General features: G+C 36.6%; 24 protein-coding genes and 1 other RNA gene. 8 read left to right on the forward strand and 17 right to left on the reverse strand.

Annotation, left to right across the window (positions count from 1 at the left end; all coding sequences use genetic code 11):
- Positions 1-33: 33 nt before the first annotated feature.
- Both JKP73_RS10740 and JKP73_RS10745 read right to left on the reverse strand, forming a co-directional pair.
- Positions 34-522 carry a dihydrofolate reductase gene (locus tag JKP73_RS10740; RefSeq protein WP_021291315.1) on the reverse strand — a complete coding sequence of 163 codons (489 nt, stop codon included), beginning with the start codon at positions 520-522 and terminating at the stop codon, positions 34-36.
- A gap of 20 nt (positions 523-542) precedes the next feature.
- Complete coding sequence (locus tag JKP73_RS10745) at positions 543-1499, reverse strand: thymidylate synthase (RefSeq protein ID WP_160807177.1); 957 nt, start codon at positions 1497-1499, stop codon at positions 543-545.
- 148 nt (positions 1500-1647) lie between these two features.
- Here JKP73_RS10745 and JKP73_RS10750 point away from each other — a divergent pair, with 148 nt between their 5' ends.
- Entirely contained in the window at positions 1648-2691 is a 1044-nt protein-coding gene (locus JKP73_RS10750; protein WP_234447103.1) for a C40 family peptidase, read from the forward strand.
- 42 nt (positions 2692-2733) lie between these two features.
- On the opposite strand, the gene JKP73_RS10755 is transcribed toward JKP73_RS10750, so the two are convergent.
- Positions 2734-3339, reverse strand: a complete 606-nt coding sequence (locus JKP73_RS10755) for an HD domain-containing protein (RefSeq protein WP_021291312.1) — start codon at positions 3337-3339, stop codon at positions 2734-2736.
- On the reverse strand, positions 3339-5009 hold the full coding sequence (locus JKP73_RS10760; protein WP_160807174.1) for a formate--tetrahydrofolate ligase: 1671 nt from the start codon (positions 5007-5009) through the stop codon (positions 3339-3341). Before JKP73_RS10760 ends, JKP73_RS10755 begins: the two co-directional genes overlap by 1 nt.
- Positions 5010-5343: 334 nt before the next feature.
- Between JKP73_RS10760 and JKP73_RS10765 the strand changes: the two genes are divergently transcribed.
- Both JKP73_RS10765 and JKP73_RS10770 read left to right on the forward strand, forming a co-directional pair.
- Positions 5344-5544, forward strand: coding sequence for a cold-shock protein (locus JKP73_RS10765; RefSeq protein WP_021291310.1), 201 nt, complete (start codon positions 5344-5346; stop codon positions 5542-5544).
- A gap of 164 nt (positions 5545-5708) precedes the next feature.
- Positions 5709-6392, forward strand: coding sequence for a queuosine precursor transporter (locus tag JKP73_RS10770; RefSeq protein ID WP_021291309.1), 684 nt, complete (start codon positions 5709-5711; stop codon positions 6390-6392).
- 24 nt (positions 6393-6416) lie between these two features.
- Here JKP73_RS10770 and JKP73_RS10775 read toward each other — a convergent pair whose 3' ends face one another.
- The 7 genes from JKP73_RS10775 to JKP73_RS10805 form a co-directional block, all read right to left on the reverse strand.
- The gene (locus JKP73_RS10775; RefSeq protein ID WP_021291308.1) at positions 6417-6929 is read right to left on the reverse strand and encodes an isoprenylcysteine carboxyl methyltransferase family protein; all 513 of its coding nucleotides are present in this window, start codon (positions 6927-6929) and stop codon (positions 6417-6419) included.
- Positions 6929-8017: a type III polyketide synthase gene (locus JKP73_RS10780; RefSeq protein ID WP_021291307.1), complete on the reverse strand. Its 1089-nt coding sequence runs from the start codon at positions 8015-8017 to the stop codon at positions 6929-6931. Before JKP73_RS10780 ends, JKP73_RS10775 begins: the two co-directional genes overlap by 1 nt.
- A gap of 32 nt (positions 8018-8049) precedes the next feature.
- Positions 8050-9549, reverse strand: coding sequence for a carboxypeptidase M32 (locus JKP73_RS10785; RefSeq protein ID WP_188941996.1), 1500 nt, complete (start codon positions 9547-9549; stop codon positions 8050-8052).
- The gene (locus JKP73_RS10790; RefSeq protein WP_021291305.1) at positions 9549-10688 is read right to left on the reverse strand and encodes a THUMP domain-containing class I SAM-dependent RNA methyltransferase; all 1140 of its coding nucleotides are present in this window, start codon (positions 10686-10688) and stop codon (positions 9549-9551) included. The genes JKP73_RS10785 and JKP73_RS10790 overlap by 1 nt, the downstream gene beginning before the upstream one ends.
- 160 nt (positions 10689-10848) lie before the next feature.
- Positions 10849-11223, reverse strand: an RNA gene (gene rnpB / locus JKP73_RS10795) — RNase P RNA component class B.
- Positions 11224-11293: 70 nt separating this feature from the next.
- A complete protein-coding gene (gpsB, locus tag JKP73_RS10800) occupies positions 11294-11608 on the reverse strand; it encodes a cell division regulator GpsB (RefSeq protein WP_021291304.1) in 315 nt (104 codons plus the stop codon).
- A 162-nt stretch (positions 11609-11770) separates the two neighbouring features.
- The gene (locus JKP73_RS10805; protein ID WP_188941998.1) at positions 11771-12952 is read right to left on the reverse strand and encodes a CdaR family transcriptional regulator; all 1182 of its coding nucleotides are present in this window, start codon (positions 12950-12952) and stop codon (positions 11771-11773) included.
- Between the two features lie 171 nt (positions 12953-13123).
- Between JKP73_RS10805 and JKP73_RS10810 the strand changes: the two genes are divergently transcribed.
- Together JKP73_RS10810 and JKP73_RS10815 are read left to right on the forward strand one after the other, a co-directional pair.
- Complete coding sequence (locus tag JKP73_RS10810; protein ID WP_021291302.1) at positions 13124-14287, forward strand: NAD(P)/FAD-dependent oxidoreductase; 1164 nt, start codon at positions 13124-13126, stop codon at positions 14285-14287.
- A 60-nt stretch (positions 14288-14347) separates the two neighbouring features.
- Complete coding sequence (locus JKP73_RS10815) at positions 14348-15802, forward strand: sodium/proline symporter (protein WP_160807171.1); 1455 nt, start codon at positions 14348-14350, stop codon at positions 15800-15802.
- A 111-nt stretch (positions 15803-15913) separates the two neighbouring features.
- Here JKP73_RS10815 and JKP73_RS10820 read toward each other — a convergent pair whose 3' ends face one another.
- The 3 genes from JKP73_RS10820 to JKP73_RS10830 all read right to left on the reverse strand — a co-directional run bounded on the left by JKP73_RS10820 (position 15914) and on the right by JKP73_RS10830 (position 17023).
- Positions 15914-16315 (reverse strand): cytidine deaminase, encoded by a 402-nt coding sequence (locus tag JKP73_RS10820; RefSeq protein WP_031335534.1) that lies wholly within the window; start codon positions 16313-16315, stop codon positions 15914-15916.
- Positions 16316-16382: 67 nt separating this feature from the next.
- Positions 16383-16745: a DUF1798 family protein gene (locus tag JKP73_RS10825; protein WP_021291299.1), complete on the reverse strand. Its 363-nt coding sequence runs from the start codon at positions 16743-16745 to the stop codon at positions 16383-16385.
- A 68-nt stretch (positions 16746-16813) separates the two neighbouring features.
- Entirely contained in the window at positions 16814-17023 is a 210-nt protein-coding gene (locus tag JKP73_RS10830) for a hypothetical protein (RefSeq protein WP_021291298.1), read from the reverse strand.
- 164 nt (positions 17024-17187) lie between these two features.
- Here JKP73_RS10830 and JKP73_RS10835 point away from each other — a divergent pair, with 164 nt between their 5' ends.
- Complete coding sequence (locus JKP73_RS10835) at positions 17188-17292, forward strand: hypothetical protein (protein WP_021291297.1); 105 nt, start codon at positions 17188-17190, stop codon at positions 17290-17292.
- Positions 17293-17320: 28 nt separating this feature from the next.
- Here the strand turns inward: JKP73_RS10835 and JKP73_RS10840 are convergent, their stop codons facing one another.
- A complete protein-coding gene (locus JKP73_RS10840) occupies positions 17321-18277 on the reverse strand; it encodes a DUF2515 family protein (RefSeq protein WP_038243963.1) in 957 nt (318 codons plus the stop codon).
- 121 nt (positions 18278-18398) lie between these two features.
- On the opposite strand from JKP73_RS10840, the gene recU reads away from it, so the two are divergent.
- On the forward strand, positions 18399-18989 hold the full coding sequence (gene recU, locus JKP73_RS10845; protein ID WP_021291295.1) for a Holliday junction resolvase RecU: 591 nt from the start codon (positions 18399-18401) through the stop codon (positions 18987-18989).
- 18 nt (positions 18990-19007) lie between these two features.
- The gene (locus JKP73_RS10850) at positions 19008-21773 is read left to right on the forward strand and encodes a PBP1A family penicillin-binding protein (protein WP_200411215.1); all 2766 of its coding nucleotides are present in this window, start codon (positions 19008-19010) and stop codon (positions 21771-21773) included.
- Positions 21774-21810: 37 nt separating this feature from the next.
- Here JKP73_RS10850 and nth read toward each other — a convergent pair whose 3' ends face one another.
- Positions 21811-22476: an endonuclease III gene (gene nth, locus JKP73_RS10855; protein WP_021291293.1), complete on the reverse strand. Its 666-nt coding sequence runs from the start codon at positions 22474-22476 to the stop codon at positions 21811-21813.
- 4 nt (positions 22477-22480) lie between these two features.
- A complete protein-coding gene (locus JKP73_RS10860) occupies positions 22481-23179 on the reverse strand; it encodes a DnaD domain-containing protein (protein WP_038243957.1) in 699 nt (232 codons plus the stop codon).
- Between the last annotated feature and the right edge of the window lie 45 nt (positions 23180-23224).

Here is a 23224-nt window from a genome sequence, read left to right on the forward strand (position 1 = left end):
TGTTCCATTTATTTCCCCTTATTCATGAAGTAATTACTTTCTATCATATTGAAGGAAATAGTATTCATAGGGATTGGTCTCATTTCTTTCTCCTTTTACTTTTGAAGATAGTATCCAATCTTCCGTTGAAAAACTTGGGAAGTAAGTATCTCCTTGAAAACGATGATCGATCCATGTAATATACATTCGATCTGCATGATGTATGACTTGCTCAAATATGTTCCCGCCACCAATCACAAAATATTCGATATCCGGATGTTCCTCATTCCATTCATAGATGGTATGAATGTCTTTGATAACTTCTAGATTATCTGAAGTAGGTAGTTCACTTTTTGTAAGTATGACATTTCTTCGGTTAGGTAAAGGTCCGTTCATTGAATCAAATGTTTTTCTTCCCATAATAATGGTTTGACCCGTTGTTTTTTCTTTGAAAAATCGTAAGTCTTTTGGCAAACGCCACGGAAGATCATTGTTTGATCCAATTACATGATTTTTATCCATCGCTAGTAATAAAGAAATCAATTGCTACACTCCTCTCTTAATTAAACAGCAATAGGCGCTTTAATGGAAGGATGCGGATAATAACCGATTATTTCAAAATCAGAAAGCTCAAAATCAAAAATAGAGGACTTTGATTTGTTTATTTGTAATTGAGGCATTTCTCTTATTTCTCTAGAAAGCTGCGTCTTTATTTGATTGACATGGTTGGAATAAATATGTGCATCCCCAAGAGTGTGAATGAACTCCCCAGGTTTCAAGTTACATTCATGTGCAATCAGTAACGTTAACAATGCGTAGCTTGCTATATTAAACGGAACGCCTAAAAACACATCTGCACTACGTTGATATAATTGACATGAAAGTTTACCATCAGCAACGTAAAATTGGAATAATGTATGACAAGGTGGTAAGGCCATTGTTGGAACATCTTCAGGATTCCAAGCAGATACAATATGCCTTCTAGAATCTGGTTTGTTTCTGATCGAATCAATGACATTCTTTAATTGATCAATCGTATTATTTTGAGAAGTCTTCCATTGTCGCCATTGTTTTCCATAAACATCCCCAAGTGTGCCAAACTTGTCAGCAAAAGTATCGTCACTCAGAATTTTTTCTTTAAATCGTTCCATTTGTTGCTGGTATTGTTCATTAAATTCTTCGTCTATCTGCGAGCGATGCCCAAAATCCGTCATATCTGGTCCTGTGTATTCATTGCTCTTCACCCAGTTTTCGAATGCCCATTCGTTCCAAATATTATTATTATGTTGTAGCAGATAACGAATATTTGTATCGCCTTTTATAAACCAAAGCAGTTCACTCGCAATTAATCGAAAAGGGACTTTTTTCGTTGTAAGTAATGGGAAACCATCTTCCAAATTAAAGCGCATTTGATGACCAAAAATGGAATAAGTTCCCGTATTCGTCCGATCATGTTTGTTCACACCATTGTTTAAAATTTGATTACAAAGGTTTAAATAAGCCTTTTCTCCAGTAACCATATGTATCCCTCCAGATTTCTTCTTCCATTCTATTTATTGTACCACAATCCATAGCTTGGCTCTAAATTTGTAACATAATCGTAACTCATAAACACCTAAATCCGACATAAACCTGATAAAGAGTCAGAAAAAGAAAGGGGATAGCTTGATGAATCAGACTGTCGAACATATGGCAAAGCGTTCATTGCTTTATGGTTATGTGCTAAGTCAACCATTGGTTAACTATGTCGATGCACATCCTGAACTGCAAAATAAGCTATTGTTTGAGTCGGATCAGCTTGAATTTGGAAAACATGGAGAAGCTGTTAGGCATATGCAGCAAAAATTACATACGCTATCCTATTTTGACAAAGAAATAGATGGAAGGTTTGGGGTCTTAACCGAACAGGCAATTAAAAATTTTCAAGCTGAACATAATTTAACCATTAATGGAAAAGTAAACAATGATACATTACGTACCATGGTAAAAGATGAGAAAAAGGCATATAAAGAGCAATTAGAAAACTTTTCTGATGAAATAGAACCCGGTATGTATAATGCTAAAGTGAAAATTGTCCAAAAAGCACTGCAATATTTTGGTTATTATGAGGGAGAACTAGATGGTATTTATGGACCATTAACCAAAAAAGCATTAGAAATTGCCGAAGAAGAGCATCACATGGAATTAATTGATGACCATCAACAAGCAGTTTCTCCTGCTCCAACCGAACAAACGAAGTCAGAACAAGTAAAAGCTAAAGCTAAGGATACCTCCCCGGCTTCTGTAAAAAAACAACCTAATAAGGACGTTGAATCAAATGAAGTGAAAAAAGTTACTGTACAAGGCAATAATGCAGCATCAATTGTAGAAGAGGCTCGAGCGCAGCTTGGAACTCCCTATAAATGGGGAGGAGAAGATCCAGGAGGTTTCGATTGCAGCGGTTTTATTCAACATGTGTTTACAGAACAAGGGATCCAAATTCCTCGTACCGTTAATGAAATTTGGAATTTTTCCTCCCCTATTTCTGATCCTTCTATCGGGGATTTCGTTTTTTTTGAGACCTATAAACCTGGACCATCTCACATGGGAATTTATGTCGGAGATGGAAAGTTTATTCACGCTGGTGAATCAAGAGGTGTGGAAATAAGCAAATTAACTAATCCTTATTGGGAAGAACGTTACATTGGTGCAAAACGAGTAATGCAGCAATAGTGTTCTTTATGATACGATTAGTAACTGAAAAGAGTTGCTACATTAGCAACTCTTTGTCTTTGACCATTCTTTTTCAAATTGTAGGAGATAGACCTCCATAAACCGATGACGTTCATCAGCGATTTTCTTAGCTGCCTCCGTATGCAACAGCTCTTTGATTTTCAAAAGTTTATCATAAAAATGCTGTATTGTATTATTTTTATTTGTATCATGATTAATATAATTCCGATTTGCTCCACCATAGGCAAATGCTCGTGCTATTCCAATAGCTCCAATAGCATCTAACCGATCAGCGTCTTGCACAATTTTACCTTCGAGCGTTGTGGGATTGCCACCCTTACTAAATGACACGTCTTGAATAGCTTCTTTCACTTTGTTAATTTGATATTCGTTCATAGCAATACGTTGTAAAAATAGATCTAATTCTTTAATGGTTTCCTCTGGATCTGTAAATAGTTTCGCATCGCCAACGTCATGCAACCATGCAGCTGCTTCACAGATAAACAAGTCTGCATCTTCTATTTTAGCAATCTCACCCGCAGTTGTTGCTACCCTCTCCATATGAAAAAAATCATGGCCAGTGTAATCATCGCTGAATAAATTACGAATTAATTTCTGGATTTCAATTAATTGACTTAATTCTTCCATTAGAATAAACCAACCGCCTTTCCATCTGACGTAACATCCATTTCTAATGCCGCTGGTGAACTTGGTAATCCAGGCATGGTTAAGACATCCCCAGTCAAAGCGATGATAAAACCAGCACCGATAGATGCACGTAATTCACGAATGGTTATTGTAAAACCATTTGGACGACCTAATAATGTTGGGTCATCTGACAAAGAATACTGTGTTTTAGCCATACAAATTGGAAGGTTCCCCCACCCTTGTTCTGTAAAGAATGCAGCTTGCTCACGTGCCGTTTTTGTCAGCTCAATATCTTTAGCACCATACACTGTCTGAGCGATTATTTTCATCTTTTGTTCCAGAGGGTCGTCTAGATCGTATAATGGCTGATAGGATTTCGTTGAACCTTCCACTTTTGCTATTAATTTATCGGCTAATTGTACCCCGCCTTCTCCCCCATCTGCATGTACAGTAGTTACGGCAACATCAATATCTCTTTCTTCGCACCATAGTTGAACAAATTCCGTTTCTTTTATCGTATCGGTTGGAAATTGATTAATGGTTACAATATAAGGAACTTGAAAAGCTTTAATGGTATTTATATGTTTTTCTAAGTTTGCCATACCGTCCGCTAATCCAGCTAAGTTTTCCGTATCAAGATGACCTTTTTGTACTCCGCCATGCATTTTTAAAGCACGAATGGTAACTACAACGACGACGGCAGCCGTGTCGATAGTGCCAATCCGTGATTTAATATTAAAATACTTCTCAGCACCTAGATCTGCGCCAAAACCAGCTTCAGTAACTACATAATCCCCTAGTTTTGCCGCGGTTTTTGTAGCAATAATGCTATTGCAACCGTGGGCAATATTAGCAAATGGTCCCCCATGAATAATTGCAGGTGTATTTTCAATTGTTTGTACCAGATTTGGCTTCATCGCGTCTCTTAAAAGCAATGTCAGTGCTCCTTCTGCTTGAAGATGCTTGGCCGTTACAGGTCTACCGCTATATGTATATCCTATTACAATTTTAGCCAATCTCGCTTTTAAGTCATCAATATTAGTAGCAAGACATAAAATGGCCATGATCTCTGAAGCTACAGATATCGCAAATCCATCTTCCCTTGGTATGCCTTGTTTTGTACCGCCGAGGCCAATTACAATTTCTCTTAAGGACCGATCATTCATATCGATAACACGCTTCCACTCCACCCGTCTAGTATCTATATTTAATTCGTTGCCTTGATGAATATGGTTATCGATAATAGCGGATAATGCATTATTAGCTGATGTTATCGCATGAATGTCTCCTGTAAAATGAAGATTAATATCTTCCATCGGCAATACTTGAGCATAGCCTCCACCTGTTGCTCCGCCTTTAAGGCCCATCACTGGTCCTAAAGATGGTTCCCGTAAAGCGACAATTGCATTTTTCCCTAGTTTATTAAATGCTTGTCCAAGTCCAACAGTGACCGTAGACTTCCCTTCTCCAGCAGGAGTTGGATTTATAGAAGTGACTAGAATAATTTTCCCGTTCTTCTTATTTTCTAGTTTGGTTAATAGTTGATCGGATAGCTTTGCCTTATTACGTCCATAAGGCTCCCAATCATCGGAGCTTAGTTTCAATTTCTCTGCAATCTTATGTATAGGTTCTACTATTGCCTCTTGTGCAATTTGAATGTCTTTCTTCATGATGCTGCTCCTTTCCTATTTCAAAAAGTTTCAGATGGATGATCATTCAACAGCTATTATTATACCTTTTCATGAATTAAATTAATAGCTTGAATTATTAAAAATGTCGAATTACCACAGCGTATATTCTTGACTCTAAAAGTGAAATGAGCTATATTAGACACAAGCAAAGAAGATGTACGGATTCATTAATGACTCAGGCGGCTTCTATAGAAGTGGATGCACTAGTGATCCTACTCTTCTATAGGAACTGCCTATTTTTATGTTCTGTTATCTGCTTTGTATTACCACGTTTTCAAAAAAGAAACGTGAAGGTTTTTAGGAGGATTAATTCATGGAAAATGGAGTAGTAAAATGGTTTAACGCTGAAAAAGGATACGGTTTCATTCAGCAAGAAGAAGGAAACGACGTATTTGTACACTATTCAGCAATTCAAGAAGAAGGCTTTAAAACCCTTGAAGAAGGCCAAGAAGTTTCTTTTGATATCGTTGAAGGTGAACGTGGACCACAAGCAGCTAATGTTGTTAAAAAATAACTAGAAACAAAATTATATAAAGCGGTAATCTGTTTTGCCAGATTACCGCTTTTTTTGATATCCTTCTATAAGTTCTTGCTTTTTTCATCCAGCCTAAGTATAATAACATTTGTGTTTTTCGCGGTTCGAGAACTCCCGCGTTACCAAAACTAAGGAGGAATTCGATGCCAAACGAACTGATTTGGTTATTATTTGCAATTGTAAATTTCTCATTACTTCTTATCTTCTATCGATTATTTGGACGAACTGGTCTTTACGTATGGATCGGTATGGCGACCATCATTGCTAATATCCAAGTATTAAAAACTGTAGAACTTATTGGATTAACAGCAACCTTAGGTAATATATTATATGGTACTGCGTATTTAGCTACCGATATCATCAACGAGAAACATGGCAAACAAGAGGCCAAAAAGGCAGTCTGGCTTGGTTTCGCTACATTGTTATCAATGACAGTTATGATGCAAATTGCTCTAGCCTTCCAGCCTGGCGCCGACGATATTGCTCATGAGGCACTTGCTACACTTTTTGGTATCATCCCTCGGGTCGTTCTTGGCAGTCTGGCCGCGTATATGATCAGTCAGTATTTTGATGTTTGGATTTATGATAAATTAAGAAGTTTATTTCCAAGTGATCGACAACTTTGGATAAGAAACAGCGGAAGTACAATGATAAGTCAACTTGTTGATACAATGGTCTTTTGTACAATCGCTTTTTATGGAGAATATCCAACAAGCGTGTGGTTGGAAATCGTAATTACAACGTATGTTATCAAATTTGCAGTTGCAGTAATTGATACACCATTTATGTATATTGCAAAACGAATGCATTCAAATGAGCAAAAGTAAACGGAGCTAAGATCAGCTCCGTTTTTATATCTTCGTTTCTTTCAATGCTTTTTCTTCTATTGGAATACGGACAAATAGCAAAAAGATGTGCAACAGTGGAAATAGCATCGCTGTAAAATAAGCATGAAATAACAAGGGAATGACAAATAATTCAACCCCAACGATAATATAGTTTGGATGCTTCACAAACTTATAGGGTCCTTCATTTACAATCGAAAATTGAGGAGAAATAATAATCTTCGTATTCCAGAATTTTCCTAAAGTAGTAATACACCAAATTCGAATACATTGAGTGATGATAAATAATACAAATAAAGAATAACTAAATTGGAACGGCTGATTATTTCTCCATAATGCCTCCGCTATTAAAAAAACGAAAAACAATGTGTGAACGATTAGAAACCATTTGTAATGGTCCCTCCCTTTTTCTACTCCACCATGCTCTTTCATCCATTTTTCATTACTTCTGGCAATTCTTAATTCAATGATGCGTTGAAGTACTATACAACTAAGAATGAGCCACATATAAATCGGCATTATGTTATCCACTCCATTAATAGTAATTCCGAACTAAATCCAGGTCCCAGTGCAGAGATAATACTTTTCGTATTTTCCTGAATAGGTTCTTGCATCCACTCTCTTAACACATAAAGAACGGTACCAGAAGACATATTCCCATGTCTTCGTAGAATACCAATCGAATGTTTGAATTTGTTTAAATCAACCTGAAGTACATTGCCCATAGCATCGATCACTTTTTTTCCACCTGGATGTGCAATGAAATGATCAATGTTCTCGGGACTCAGATGATATTCTCTAAAGAATTTCTCCAGATGTTCCCGCCAGAACGTTTCCACTAAAGCGGGGATACTTTTGGAAAAAATCACCTCAAAGCCACTATCTGTAATATCCCAGCCCATGACTGATATACTGTTTTTCTTTGTATAGGAGTGAGAATGTAAAAGGCGTGGAATTGGTCCTTTTTTGTTTTGAATCAGTGTTGATTTTTCGCCAACTGCTAATACAGCACTAATCCCGTCTCCAAACAAAGCGCTTCCTATAATATTGCTCTTTTTAATATCCCCTTTTTGGAAGGTTAGACTACATAGTTCACAGCAAATTATTAATGCAGACTTATCCGGATTTGCAGTTAACCAATCATGTACTCTAGCTAATCCTATGGCTCCACCAGCACAACCAAGCCCCCATAAAGGCATCCGCTTTACATCTTGTCTGAAAGGTCGTTCATTCATGACATGTACATCTAAGGACGGCGTAGCAATTCCAGTACTAGATACAAAAATAATCATATCAATATCTTCATAGGCAACAGATTCTGTTAGAAAGGCTGAATTATCTAAACAATCATCCATCGCCTCGATGATATATGATTTGGCCAATTTAATAAACAACTCATTTCTTTCTTTAAAGGAATGTTCTTCTAAAAACCAATTTGGAGGTACGACAAACTGACGTTCATCAACCTGCGCATTGTCAAAAACAGGTAATAAGCGTGAAACATGACGTTTTGATTGGTTAAAGATTTTTTGAACAATCTGTTTCACTTCTGCTTGTTCCATATGATATTTAGGAATACCGACACCTGCTGAACAAATATACGTCATTTAGTCCTCCTTACCAAGTAAACATCACATCCCTAAAATTGATAGATGGTTGCATACTTTTCTTGTAGGTAACAAATTAAGTGATCGGGATTCAATGGTTCTTTGGTAACGTCATGTATGATCTCTAATGGATTTTTCACCTTACCATATTGATGAATCGATGTTCCTAACCACTGTTTTATCTTTGTAAAATCAGCCGACTTTACAATTGATTCAATATCTAACTGTTGATTCATCGTTTGATAAATTTGTGCAGCATACATATAGCCCAACGCATAGCTTGGAAAATACCCAAAATCTCCACCAGCCCAATGAATATCCTGTAGAACTCCTTCTTTATCAGAAGGAGGTACAATTCCTAGATAGTCTTTCATTTTTTCATTCCATAGAGCAGGTAAGTCTTTAACTTGAATGTCATTGTTTATCAGTAACTTTTCTAATTCATAGCGAATCATAATATGAAGAGAGTACGTTAATTCGTCTGCTTCAATTCGAATAAACGATGGTTTTACTTCATTAATAGCATGGTAGAATTGATCCCGATCTACCTGTTGAAAAGCTTTTGGTGCGTACTGTAAAAAAAGATCATAATTTGTTTCCCAAAATGATTGACTCCTTGCTATAAAGTTTTCCCAAAATAATGATTGTGATTCATGTATTCCCATAGAAGTTCCAGTAGCCAAAGGAGTTCTCATCAAACGATCATCTATATTTTGCTCGTATAGCCCATGTCCGCCTTCATGAATCGTACCAAAAACAGCCATTCGAAAGTCCTGCTCATCATACCGAGTCGTTATTCGAACGTCATTTTTATTCAATGCAATAGCAAAAGGATGAATCGTTTCATCTAGACGTCCAGCCTGAAAATCATAGCCCATTTGTTCTAAGATTTTCTTTGTAAAAGCTTCCTGGTCTTTCTTTGGAAAATGGTTTTGTAGCAATGCTGGGTTCGGCTGATTTGAGCTGTTTGTAATTTTCGTTAATAGGTTAAGTAGCGATTTGCGAAGACGTGGAAATACCTCGTCTAGCATTTTGGTTGTTACACCTGGTTCAAAATTATGTAAAAGAGCATCGTAGATGTTATCTTCATACCCCCAATACGTAGCGAATTTACGATTAAAGTCCATTAATTTTTCTAAATCGGGTTGAAATAAACGGAAGTCCGCTTTCTCCCTAGCTTCTTGCCAAACCGCTTCTGACTTTGTTTGCGCCATTATAAATAATCGATATTCCTCTGTAGGAATTTTTCGGTTTCGCTCATAATTTTCTTCACAAACTTCCGCTATTTTCAATAAGAGAGGGTCAGTAGAGCTTTCTTTTACAGCATCAATATAATACTTCATTTCATCAGAAGTTTCTAATTTATGTATTTTTTCACCTAATAATCCAGCTACTTCTGACCTTTGTTCTACTCCTTTTTGCGGGATTTTTGTACGCATATCCCAATGAATTAACATAAGTGCTTCTTGATAAGCACTTATGTTACCCAAATATTTTTTAAATTTTTCTATGACATGTGTTATTTCCCCCATTATAATTCCCCTTTCTCTTTTTTTCCGAAGTACTGATAATAATCTGTACGTATAAAACCATTAAATAATTTTCGCTTTTTTGTAGCTTTCTGACCATATTCTTTTTCAAATTGTTCAAATGCTGTCAAAATATAAACACTCCAACTGTGGTGATTCTTCATAATTGAACCAAGGTCTTTCGCTAACGCTGCCGCAATTTCTTTGTCACCTAATCTTTGCCCATAAGGAGGGTTACCAATTAGATAGCCGTTAGCATCTTTTATGGTCAGATCACGAACTTGCATTTGTTTCCATGAAACTAAGTCGCCTAAACCCGCTTCAATTGCATTTTGTTTTGATATTTCTACCATTTTATGGTCAATATCTGAACCCACGATTGTTAATGCTTGATCGTAATTTGCCAAATCCTCTACTTCTTCAAAGGCCTGATCCCAATATTTACTTCTAATGAGACCCCAATCCTCACTAACGAATTCCCGATTAAATCCTGGTGCGATATTCTGTCCAATTAGTGCCGCTTCAATAGGAATTGTTCCCGAACCGCAAAATGGATCAATTAACGGCTCATCCGGTTTCCAATTCGTCAATTTCACCAAGGCTGCGGCTAGCGTTTCTTTTAATGGCGCTTCTCCTTGACCTACCCGGTATCCTCGTTTATGTAAGCCTGTTCCGGATGTATCAATGGTCAATGTCGCCATATCCTTTAATAACGCAATTTCTACCTTATATACAGGTCCTGTTTCTGGCAATTTCGATACAATTCCATGTTTTAATTTCAGCCTTTCTACAATTGCTTTTTTTGTAATTGCTTGGCAATCTGGTACACTATATAATTTGGAATGAACAGATTTACCAATTACTGGAACTTGGCCATCCTCTGGTATATATTCCTCCCATCGTAACTCCTTCACCCCTTCAAATAACTCATCAAAGGACGTAGCATGGAACGTACCTATAAGTAGTCTGACTCGATCTGCAGTACGAAGCCATAAATTGCATCGTGGAATTGCCGAGATTGGTGCATCAAATAGTACTTTTCCATTTTCCACTTTTGCTTCATATCCTAATTCTCTTACCTCATTGGCTACAATCGATTCTAAACCCATAGCAGCCGTTGCAATCAATGTTACTGTGCGCATGTAATAATTCCTTTCTACCGTGTAGATTATTTTCCATTAGTTTATCATATCCTGTGCTAGAATATGAACTTTCTGTTACACTAAAAAACCTTTCTGATACCTCAGATGAGATTCAGAAAGGTTTTAATACAAATAATATTGTTATGGGACCGATTAAATACTCGATAAGCCATGTTCTGTACCATTGTACTACAAACGGTGGTCAAACCTCGTACGTCGGTTGCGATCATCTATCTACAAGTAATAACTTGTCCCTTTTTCGGTTCAACTTCCCTACTAAAGGATGCCCCTACCATTATTTGGGTTGCTCACTCGTGGGGTTTACCTCGTTCCACCCAAGAAGTTTCCTTCTCAGCTACGTCACTGTGGCACTTTCAAGGATATTTCCATATCTTTTAAGACTTAGGAAATAAACCTGCCGTTAACCTACTGGTTACCTTGACTTATGATTTCGTCAAGCACGAACACTACAGACATCGCAGTCTGTGTGAGCATGGACTTTCCTCTGTATTAAATACAGCGATCACATGAGTATTTAACGAATAACCTTATAAATAATACCATAAACAATTAAAACTTTCAAGTGTTAGCTACAACAAAATAGATTAACTTTCTGTTTCAGCGAATTTTTTACCGAATACTGCTTTTTCCAAATTAGACAACCGTTTTAATACATCATAATTCACTTGAGGGTTTGGATTTGGTTGAACAGATCGTGTTTTAGGTTGTTCTGTCGTTGTTTTCTTCAAGCGATCATTCTCTTGCTGTAATCGTTCCAATTCTTGTTTAAATACATCATAATCTTGGATAATTAGATCTAAAAACTCATCCACTTCCTCTTGATTATAACCACGCATAGCCGTTTTAAAATCTTTCTCAAGTATATCTTTACTACTTAACTGTACTCGATTTAAACTCATTTCATCACCTCGTCATGTTTACATGGTTCATTATACTTGTACCACTTTTATTTACCATTGTATTAATTCTAATTCCTTTTATGTCTATTTTTCTTTTCACTTATTATAGCATTAAATGATCAACCTGAAAAATGAATCTCCATTTCATCCTCCATCCCTCAATTAAGTTTCCCTTTTTAATAGTACATATAATAACATACTTTGCGCAAAACAACCTAAATCAATTTGAGTTAATGCTTCAATTTTATTCAGCCGATAAATTAGTGTATTTCGATGGATAAATAGTAATTTTGCAGCTTTGCTTAGATTTAGGTTGCAATCACAATAGGTTAAGAAATTCTGCTTTAATTCAAGGAAATTCTTCTGATGGTATAAATTTCTTAACCGTAATTGAATAATTGAGTGAATATCATTTGTATCGTAAAAAGGAAATAGTTGAGCAAGTACATTCCAATCATAAAAAGAGTAAATTGCAGGATTAATTGTCGTTTGTTTCCCCAACTTTATTAAATTCTCCGCTTCTTCATAAGAAAAGCATAGTTTATCCATCGATTCATATTTATTACCAACGGCAACCGTAAAAGCATTCAAATGATAAACGTTAAGCATTTCCATTAGCTCTAAGCTATTCTTTTTAAAATCTGCCATAAATGAATGGTAGTCAGTTATATCATTAATGGCCTTTAAAAGGACAATCTTTTGCGGATTTAAGAATGCACAAGCAGCCGTTTCAGCTTGGTATGCCTTTCGTATGCAATATAAAATTTCCCTTCTTAAATATTCCATTGAAAAAGCATGGTTTTTAGCTGCCTGTACCGTTGTGATTAACGAATTTCCGATATCTATGACAATGCAGCAGCGCGGTAACAAGTATTCCATATGCAAAATAGAACAGTACTCTTTTAATTTTTCGATATTCCTTTTATTTTCCAACAGGATATATTGTATGAATGATTCTGTAATTTTTGATTCTAATTCCTCAATATGGGAATGAATCGTTTCATGCCACATTGTTTCAACATAGTTTTTGATTAATTCTGCATACGGCATTACCTGATGTGGATCACCTATAATTCCTAGTACACCAGCCGTTTGATGCTCAAAACAAAGAGGTAAAGCAATGCCTGGAAGCACATTTTCCATCGTTGAAACCGTATTGTCATCAAATAAAATAGCCTTGTTTAATTTGATGACTTCTACAGATGGTTTATGTATTTTACCAATTCGATCTGAGTTGGTATCTCCAATTATATACCCCTGTCTATCACTCAGACTTATTGGAAATGGAGATATTTTTGAAACCGTTTTCACTGTTTGTTGTGCAAATTGTACAAAACGTTCCACCCTAATCCCCTGCCTTATTACATGCTTTTTTATTATTTTAACATAATTTAGATTATTTAAAATAATCTAGTTTACCTCCAGAAATTTGTTGAATTTATCCCTAGATTTACAATCTGTTTTTAATTTATAACCAATGTATAGGTTACTAATTTACATATGAGGTGAATGCTAATGTACAAATCGGACATTATTATTGTCGGTAGCGGAGTAATTGGCTCAAGTATAGCTTACAATTTGTTGAATGATGGGTATACAGGGGAAATTGTTGTCTTCGAGAAAGACTCCCTTAACGAATTTTCATCAACTTCAAGAAGCGCAGGAGGAATAAGGCAACTTTTCACCACAACTATTAATATTCAAATTAGCCGCTATAGCTTACAAAAATACAAAACATTTCCAACAGATATGGCTATTCGTGGAGAAAAAGCAGAAATTGATTTTAAGCAACGAGGGTATTTATTTCTTGCAAAAGCAGAAAATACCGAAACATTACAAAGACAATGTGCTCTACAACGACATTTTGGTGTTCCTTCCGATTTCCTATCCCCATATGAATTAAAAACACTTATTCCAGAATTAACTATTTCTGATTTAATAGGTGGACTTTATTGTTCGGAAGATGGTTATCTAGACCCTTATTCAGTAATGCAAGGATATATAAAAAAGGCCAAACAATTAGGCGCATCTTATGTATATAAAGAAGTTGACTCGATTTTGAAAGAAAATCATCGAGTAACTGGGGTCCGATTAGCAACTGGAGATATATACAAAGCTCCTATCGTAATAAACTGTGCTGGTCCTTGGGCTGCTGCGTTAAGTGCAAAGTTAGATTTACCGCTACCAATTATTCCCTTAAAGCGGCAAATTATTCAATTTGATACTGCCGAACCTTTATCGAATGAATTGCCATTAACAGTTGATCCTACGGGTGTTTACTTTCGGCATGAAGGAAAACAGATCATTACTGGTTATTCTGAAAAAGTGGAACCAGGTATTGATTTTTCATGGAAACGATCTTTTTTTCTAGATCAACTATGGCCTATATTGGCCGAAAGGATGTCTCATTTTGAGCAAGCTAAAATTATTAGCGGCTGGGCTGGTATGTACAGTTTTAATTCAATGGATCAAAATGCCATTATTGGCGAACACCCTCAGTTAAAAGGTTACTTTACTGCATGTGGTTTTAGTGGTCATGGAATGCAGCAAGCTCCAGCTATAGGTAAAGGAATATCCGAACTAATTCGATTGGGGCAATACGAAACACTCGATCTTCGTCCGTTGAGATTTGAGCGTTTTAAAGAGAAAGATCTAGTAATTGAAGGTGCCGTTGTCTAACTTCAGTTGGATAATGTATATAAAGACGTTTCTATACGGAACTGATTATGAGGAGGATTTATGAATATTATTGCTGTTGAATTTTTTATCTATTGTCTTGTCCTGCTTACGATTGGATATGCCTTTAGCAAACGGAGTAAAACCCATTCTGAATTTTTATTGGGTGGAAAGAAGTTACCAGGATGGGCACTTGCGTTTTCGGAACGGGCTACAGGGGAATCGGCATGGCTGCTTCTAGGTTATACGGGATTTGTATTTATGACGGGATTATCAGGGATATGGGTAGCGGTAGGCATTGCTATTGGAATTATATTTGCTTGGTTATTTTTAGCGAAGAAATTTATGCAGGAAACAGATAAGTATCATGTACTGACTTTACCAGATTATTTAGCTGTACGATTTGGACAAAAAGCGAAAGTGATTCGTTGGCTGACAAGCATTTTAATTGCCAGTTTTCTTATGTTTTATGTAGGTGCGCAAATGGCAGGAGCAGGTAAAATGTTATTCACTACATTTGGTATCCCGCATGCTGCAGGAATAATCTTAGCAACCATTGTTATTATCATTATAGCTTTTGCTGGTGGATTTATTTCGGTAGTATGGACAGATATGATACAAAGCGTCATGATGGTGATTACATTAGTTGCCCTGCCTATAATGGCATTCTTTTATATTCAATCACATGGTTTGTCCATAACAGAATCACTTTATCAGGCAGGACCAACCTTTAACTCCTGGTTTGGTGGTCTCACCGGTTTTTCAATCGGAGTATTGTTCTTTAATAATTTTTCATGGTTTTTTGGGTTTCTAGGAGGTCAGCCACAACTGAGTGCTCGGTTTATGGCACTGAAAAATAATAAACAGGCAAAACAAGGTAGCATTGTAGCCATTACTTGGACTATTCTTGCATACGGCGGTGCCTTTATGATAGGACTAGCAGCAATTACTATGTATGACCAAGGTTCATTTAAAGATGTTGAAATTATATTACCCACCATGATTTTAGATCTTTTCTCTCCATGGATAGCTGGATTACTCTTGGCAGGAGTGTTAGCTGCTATCATAACCACAGCTGACTCCCAATTAATGGTTATAACGAGTTCAATTAGTGAGGATATTATCCATAAAACCTTTAAAATGGAGTTTTCAGAGAAACAATTTGTTTGGATTTCTCGGCTCACTATAGTCGTATTCGGAGTAATAGGAATGATAATCGCATTAGTTTCGGAGTCTTTGCTTTATTTAGTTGTAAGTTGGGCATGGGCTGGTGTTGGTTGCACCCTTTCCCCTGCTATCCTCTTAACGTTTTTCTGGAAAAAGTACTCTAGTGCTGGAGTAGTTGCAACGGTGGTATCAGGTCTGATTTCAACGATTATATGGATTAGTACACCATTGGAAGGAATGATTACTTCTAAATTTACCACTTTCCTTATTGCTGGGTGTTTAGGGGTTATCTTTAGTTTAGTTCTTCCAGACCAAAACGAAGCAAACGTTCCTAAAGAAGAAACAATCTAAAAAGAGCTAATCAAATAATATTAATAAAGAATAATCCGAACGATCGAACTACACCAATTTATAGACAGATCATCGTTCGGATTTTATTATAACCTCTTGCTAGATTATAATTTAATTTTTGTTTAAATCGGAAGGCTGAAATGAGAAAGGCAATAATTCATTCATTGAGACTGTCTTTACCTCATTTTTTAAATTCGTTAAATGGATAATCATATCACCTTTGAAAAATTCACTCATTACTTGCCGACATGAACCACATGGCGGTACCGGCCGTTCCGTATCAGCAATAACAGCCATTTCTATAAATTCGTCCTCTCCATCAGCAATTGCTTTAAAAATAGCAACACGTTCGGCACAACAAGAAACTGGATACGCTGCATTTTCTATATTACATCCAGTGTATAACTTTCCGGATTTGGTAAGCAATGCTGCACCAACGGGAAATTTGGAATATGGTACGTAAGCTTTCGATAACATCGTATGTGCTTCATTTAATAAATCTTGTTTATTCAGCATCTCATTTTCTCCTCCCAACTTGTGGAAGGATATTATAAGAAAAAAATCGCTACTTGTAAAGCGATTACAGATCCACCTTGTTTAATTCGTCCATCAGTTGATCAAAAATATATATAACAGAATGGTTTAATTCCATATATCGTTTTCTTCTGACATCAATGTAATAACTATGCATAAGTAATAGCTCCATATTTTCCTTCGTTGAAACGATTTGTTGTGGATGAACATTTACTTTACGTTCTTTAACGAATTGTAATGCTAACGTTTCCCATTGTTGTAAGCGGTCGTATATTGGTGTCGTTTCCTCTTTAACTTGTAGAAACAAAGCTCGATCTTTTCGGTTTTCCGGAGGATCATTCTGTTCATAATGGTATTTTAAATTATCTAAATAGCGTTTTAACGTTTCTGTTTGTTCAATTAAATTCATGTTGAATGCCGCCTTTTTATGATTAGTTATTAAGCATATTTTAACATATAGACAGCTATGCGAACGATTTAAATACTTACTTTCTTCCATGTTGTTCTAAATGCATTTATCTCATTCATTTGATCATGGTAATGATCAGAAATATCATTTTCTATTTTCATCATTAATTTTTGATCCATCCAACGGATTTGATCAGCTAGATGCTGTAACGATACTTCTACCGTTCGTCGATCCGCCCCTTGCTCACTTGCATCCATTTGCTTTGCTGCGTTGTTCATGAATTCCCCTCCTTTCGTTCGTACTTCATTATTATATTTATTCGAGAGGATCAATTTCTCTCCTGCACGTTCGACAAAACTAGAAGAAAGCTTACAAAACGAATAAAATTGCTCATTTTTTTAAGGATTTTTGACAAACTATTCTATAAGGGAGGTAGTTACCCATGAAGGAATCCAAGAAAAAACCCGCAAAAACGGAAAGCATTCGCTCAAAATCATTAAAAAAGGGAGATAAAAAACTGGATGGGCCTAATCGTCCATCAACGTAAAAGGGATATGAGTTTCATATCCCTTTCCTTATCCTTTGAACACGCGTTTTACATAGTAGTAGGCAAAGATCAGCGAGCGCTTTTTATAGAATTCCTTTCCTATCCAATTACAGCCGTTCCTTTCTTCTGAGTTCCACCATTTCTTTTTGATACCCCCCCATTTGTACCAGTCCTTTCGAATTTTATCTTGATGTGAGATAACAGGGTATACCATTCTTAAGAATGGAGACGCTGGAAATGGGAGGTTTAGAAACCGTTCATAATCATAGCGTGAACCTGTATGTTCACATTGTCTTGCAAAGGCAAATATTTGTTTAAAAGTGGATGGGGAATATAAAATGGATGCTAATTGTTTTCCAAGTTCAATACGCTTTGTTAAACTCGTGAATTGATGTACAAACGCTCCATAAAGTTGAGCCGATTTTGTTGGTAGCAATACTGCATTCATCGTGAGTAAATTCTGTAGAAAATAAGGAGCCTGATGAAAAACACGTTTTTTGAAAAAGGATTGTCTAATTACTGGCTGCTCGATTACATTTTGTTCATTAATGATTAATGCTATCATTATTCGATTCGTATCAGCAGTCTTCCAAAAGTAATTCCATTCTTTCACCATAAAGGAAGAAACGTGAAAATAAGGTAATAAATGAAATAATGGTTGATTTAATTGCAAGGAAAGTCGATAGACGAGTAACTGTGGATAAGCATCCGAAAAAATGAGCCAATTGGCACGTTCATATGTCATGAATAGTCTTTCCCTTTCCTGTTCACCTAGCATCAATTGAAATGGGGGTAAATATAAATCGGTCATATTATACCCTGCATTTCTTGATACAAGACTTGCTAAGAACGACCATTTAATCTCAGGAAATTGTAAGTAGAATGTAAAATAGGCATCAGTACGTGTAATATTATCTACATTATGTGTCTTGGTAAGATTTGTTATATAATGGATGTAGTGTTGCAGAACTTGGTCATCGTACATGGCTACCATCCTAGTTTTAAATTTTTGTTTTAACATGTACGACTTTTGTAATATTTATGCGTTATTTTAAATGGTTTTTCTTTTCTTTTATGATATGGTAATAGGCAAGGAGGATCCAAGGATGAATTACCCAAATGGAAAGAAAGTAAAGACCAATCAACCAATTAACGCAAAACAAAACACAAATATATTTAGTAATCGGGGAATGACATTAGAAGAAGATATCAATAGTACAAATACGTACTATAGACAATCGAATAAAGCAGTTATTCATAAAAAACCGACCCCAGTCCAAATTGTCAAGGTGGATTATCCTAAACGAAGTGCAGCTGTGATTACGGAAGCGTATTTCAAACAGGCTTCGACGACAGATTATAATGGAATCTATCGGGGCAAATATATTGACTTTGAAGCAAAAGAAACAAAAAATAAGACACTCTTTCCGTTAGCAAATGTTCATGATCATCAGATTGAGCATATGAAAGCTATTGATGCACACGGGGGAATTTGTTTTATCATTATTCGCTTTGCTGCACATGACCAAACATTTTTGTTACCAGCGGAGAAACTTTTTTCGTATTGGAACGTCAAATTAAATGGTGGAAAAAAATCGATATCTTTTGACAGCCTGCAAACTGAAGGATATCCTATCCCTTTTCAATATAGGGCAAGAGTTGATTATTTAGCTATCATCGATAAGCTTTATTTTTAGAGACGGAGGAATGAAGCGATGGCAGACAATAGCCAATCTCGTTCAGCGAGAAGAAAACAGAAAAAAAATAAAAAGAAACCGTTATGGAAGAAGATCGTATTATCTTTATTAATTATTCTTATCGTAATGGGAATTGGAGCTGGAGCGACCGCAGCCTATTGGATTGCGACAGCACCAGATATTAATGACGCGAAGTTATCAGATCCATTAGCCTCCCAAATTCTGGACAAAGATGGAGAAGTATTCGCAGTCTTAGGGGAACAAAAACGAACGAAAGTCAATTATGATGAATTGCCACAAGGATTAATTGATGCTGTTACCGCAACGGAAGATGCAAGATTCTTCGAACACTCTGGAATCGATCTGCGGCGGATTGGTGCAGCAGTTATTGCTAATATCACTAATGGTTTTGGATCAGAGGGTGCCAGTACCATTACTCAGCAAGTAGTAGAGAAGTCATTTTTAACACCTGAAAAAAAGATTAGCCTAAAAGTACAAGAGCAATGGCTCGCACTACAATTAGAAAGAGAGTATTCTAAAGAAGAAATCTTAGAGATGTATTTGAATAAGATTTATTACGGAAGCGGTGCATATGGTGTAGCAAAAGCTGCTGAAACGTATTTTGGTAAAAAAGATTTAAGTGAATTGTCATTAGCGGAATCAGCTATATTGGCTGGGTTACCACAACGACCAAGTGCATATAACCCATTTGAAAATCCAGAACTAACAAAAGAAAGAATGAATACTGTGCTAACGCTCATGGTCCGCCATGGAAAGATATCACAGGAGGAAGCGGATAAAGCAAGAGAAGTTGACATCCCTTCCCTATTACAAAAATCTAGTCCCGATTCCACTCCATATGAAGCATTCTTACAGCAAGTTCAAAAGGAAGTTGAGGAAAAAGTGGATGGCGCGGATATTTATACAGATGGATTAACCATTCATACAACCCTTGATACCGATGCACAAGAACATGTTGAATTCTTGCTAAGTAATCAGGAAGATAATCCAATTTCCTATCCAGATGACGAAATGCAAGCAGGAATGGCAGTGCTCGATACGAAAAGCGGAGCGATCAGGGCGATCGGTGGAAATAGAGGAAATGATCCAGGAGACTTTAATTATGCCCTGCAAACCAAACGACAACCTGGATCTACAATGAAGCCAATAACAGCTTATGGACCGGCTATTGAATATGATAAAATCTCAACCTACCATCAAATTAACGATGATAAGCCATATCCAATTCCAGGTACCGATGCTTCTATTCGAAATTGGAACAGACAATATGGTGGATGGATGACTGCCAGACATGCATTGAACCAATCATTAAACGTTCCAGCAGTTAAAACGTTAGAAGAAGTCGGCTATGAGAATGCGAAGAAATTCGCTGAAAGCCTAGGAATTAAATTTGCCGATGATAAAATGACAATAGGTGACGCAATTGGTGGTACAAGTACAACTGTAAATCCGCTTCAGATGGCTGGGGCTTATCGCGCCTTCGGAAATGAAGGGATTTATAATGAACCTTACGCCGTGACAAAAGTTGAATTCCCAGATGAACGCACGGTGGAGACAAAGCCAGAATCAGAAGCGGTCATGGCTGATTATACTGCTTATATGATGACGGATATGTTAAAATCAGCTATTTCTGAAGGTACCGGTAAACTAGCTGATATTCCAAGCTTACCAGTTGCAGGTAAGACAGGTACAACAAACCTTTCGGATAAAGAAGGAAGCCCGGATTCGTGGTTTAGTGGATATACAACCAACTACACTATATCGGTTTGGACGGGTTATAATGATAACCAACGCACATTACCAGATACAAAAGTACCGCATGCATTGTTTAAAAATACCATGGCAGAACTATCCAAGGATATAGAGACCAAAGATTTTGTCAAACCAGACTCTGTTGTTGAAGCTAAAGTAGAAAAAGGTTCTAATCCTGCAGCAAAACCAAGTGAATACACCCCATCAGCTTCGATTATTACTGAACTGTTTGTAAAAGGTACAGAGCCTAAAGAAACATCTGAGAAGTTTGATCAATTAGATCCAGTCAGTGGCTTAGAAGCAAGCTTTAATGAAGACAGCAATACCATTGATGTAAATTGGAAATATGATTCAGATGCGGATGTTTCATTTGAAGTTAGCATGAAGGTAAATGATGGTGAAATGCAAACACTGTCTACTACAGAGGAAAACGAAATGGAAATTACTGAAGTAGAACCAGGAGCTAATTACACCATCCAAGTAGTTGCAGTTAATAATGAAGACGAATCATCACGAAGTGAACCGAAGACCGCAACTGTTAAATCTGGTACAGAAGAGGAAGATGAAAACGAGGAAGGCAATATTCCTCCAGTTGAAGGGCTATCCGCCCAATACAATGAAGGTAATTCAATTATTGATGTAAATTGGAATTACAATGGTCCCCCTGCTTCCTTTGAAGTCTCGGTCAATGGGCAGACACAAACGGTAGATTCCAATGGTCTTGAAATCAGTGGCGCTACACCTGGGCAAAGCTATACAATTACTGTAACACCAGTTGGAAAAAATGGTAATAATGATGGTGTCAGAGGTCAAAGTCAAAACACCAGCGTTACGGTGCCAAATGAAGAAAATCCTGATGAGGGCGGCGGTGGCGATCAAAGCCCTCCACCAGATGAAAACAATCCAGAGGAGCCGCCAGCTGATGATGGTGAGCAAGAGCAAGAACAAGAATCTCCTGGAGAAGGAGAAAATCCAGACAGTCGACCCGGTCAAGGTCAAGAAAACCAATAAAATTATGATGGCCAATACTAATAAAAAGAGGTAAATGCTAATTCGCATTTACCTCTTTTCGTTTTCGCATCCGTTTTTGTCCTTCTCTGCAAATTTCTAAAAGAGGACATTCTGGACAATTTGGATTTCTTGATTTACAGTGATAGCGTCCAAAGAAAATCATACGATGATGGGTTACACTCCATTCATCCCTTGGAACTTTACGCATTAATGTTTCTTCTACTTCCGTTACAGAATCTTTCCATTTACAAATTCCTAATCGCTTAGATACCCGTTCTACATGAGTATCTACAGCGATTGCTGGTTCATCAAAAGCTACAGAGGCTACAACATTGGCAGTTTTTCTCCCTACACCAGCCAATTTGACCAGCTCCGCTTTTGTTTGAGGGACAATCCCACCATATTCTTCTAACAACATGGTACAAAGTTTCCGGATATTTTTTGCTTTGTTACGATAAAGCCCAATTGATCTAATATCTTGCTGTAATTCTTCAAGGGTTACAGCTAAGTAATCCTCAGGTGTTTTATATTTTTTAAATAGTTCTTTTGTTACTTTATTTACGAGTGTATCCGTACATTGTGCAGACAGTAATACAGCAATTACGAGTTCAAATGGATTCTTATGTTCTAATTCACATTGTGCATCTGGGAACATCTTTTTCATTTCATCTAAACAAAATCTAATTTCCTTTTTTGTCAGCATACTACTATTCTTCCCCTTCTAACCAATTATAATAGAATGAGGTATCCCTCTTTTTGCTTGTTTCTTGTGTACTTGATTGTCTTGAATGGAATTGCTTACTTGAATTTCTTGCTTGCTCCACCGTATGAATCCCTTTTTTCTTCCACTCTCTCAGTATTCGGTCAATGTACTTAAAATTGAGTTTTCCCATTAATACAGATTCTCTTAGCCCCGCTTTGATTAATGCTGGAGAGATATGATCCTGATCAAGCCAGGCATTAATTGTTTCAATTTCAAATGGAGAAAGCGGTCTACCAAACTCTTGTTCAAATAATATAAAAATGGTCCCATCAGTAGGAGCTTCTTCATGCTCAACCGCATGATCGTTTTCTTCGTCTTGGAATAATTTTTCCCAAAGTGGATTTAAACAATATGCCTCTGTTAATTTTTCGCCTTGCATTTCTTGCTGTTTAATTGTAAGCATTCCTTTTTGGATTAAACCTCGTAGTAAATTTGCACATTCTTTTTCATTCATTGTTACATGGGCGGCTAACTGGTCAGGGGTTGGAAAGTCAACTTTATCTTGTATAAAGCGTTGCAATTGTAATAGAAGCATCACTTCTTTCTCATCAAGATCTAGTGATGTATATGATGTAAGTAACCTTGAAGGAATCGATAATTGATTCAATAATACGTCCTGAATATATACTTGTTGCTTTAACATGATTAAGCACCTCTTTTAATGTATCAAACGTAATGATAAAATCCC

Origin of the sequence: Virgibacillus salexigens (assembly GCF_014905415.1) — a bacterium.
Lineage (GTDB): Bacteria > Bacillota > Bacilli > Bacillales > Amphibacillaceae > Virgibacillus > Virgibacillus salexigens.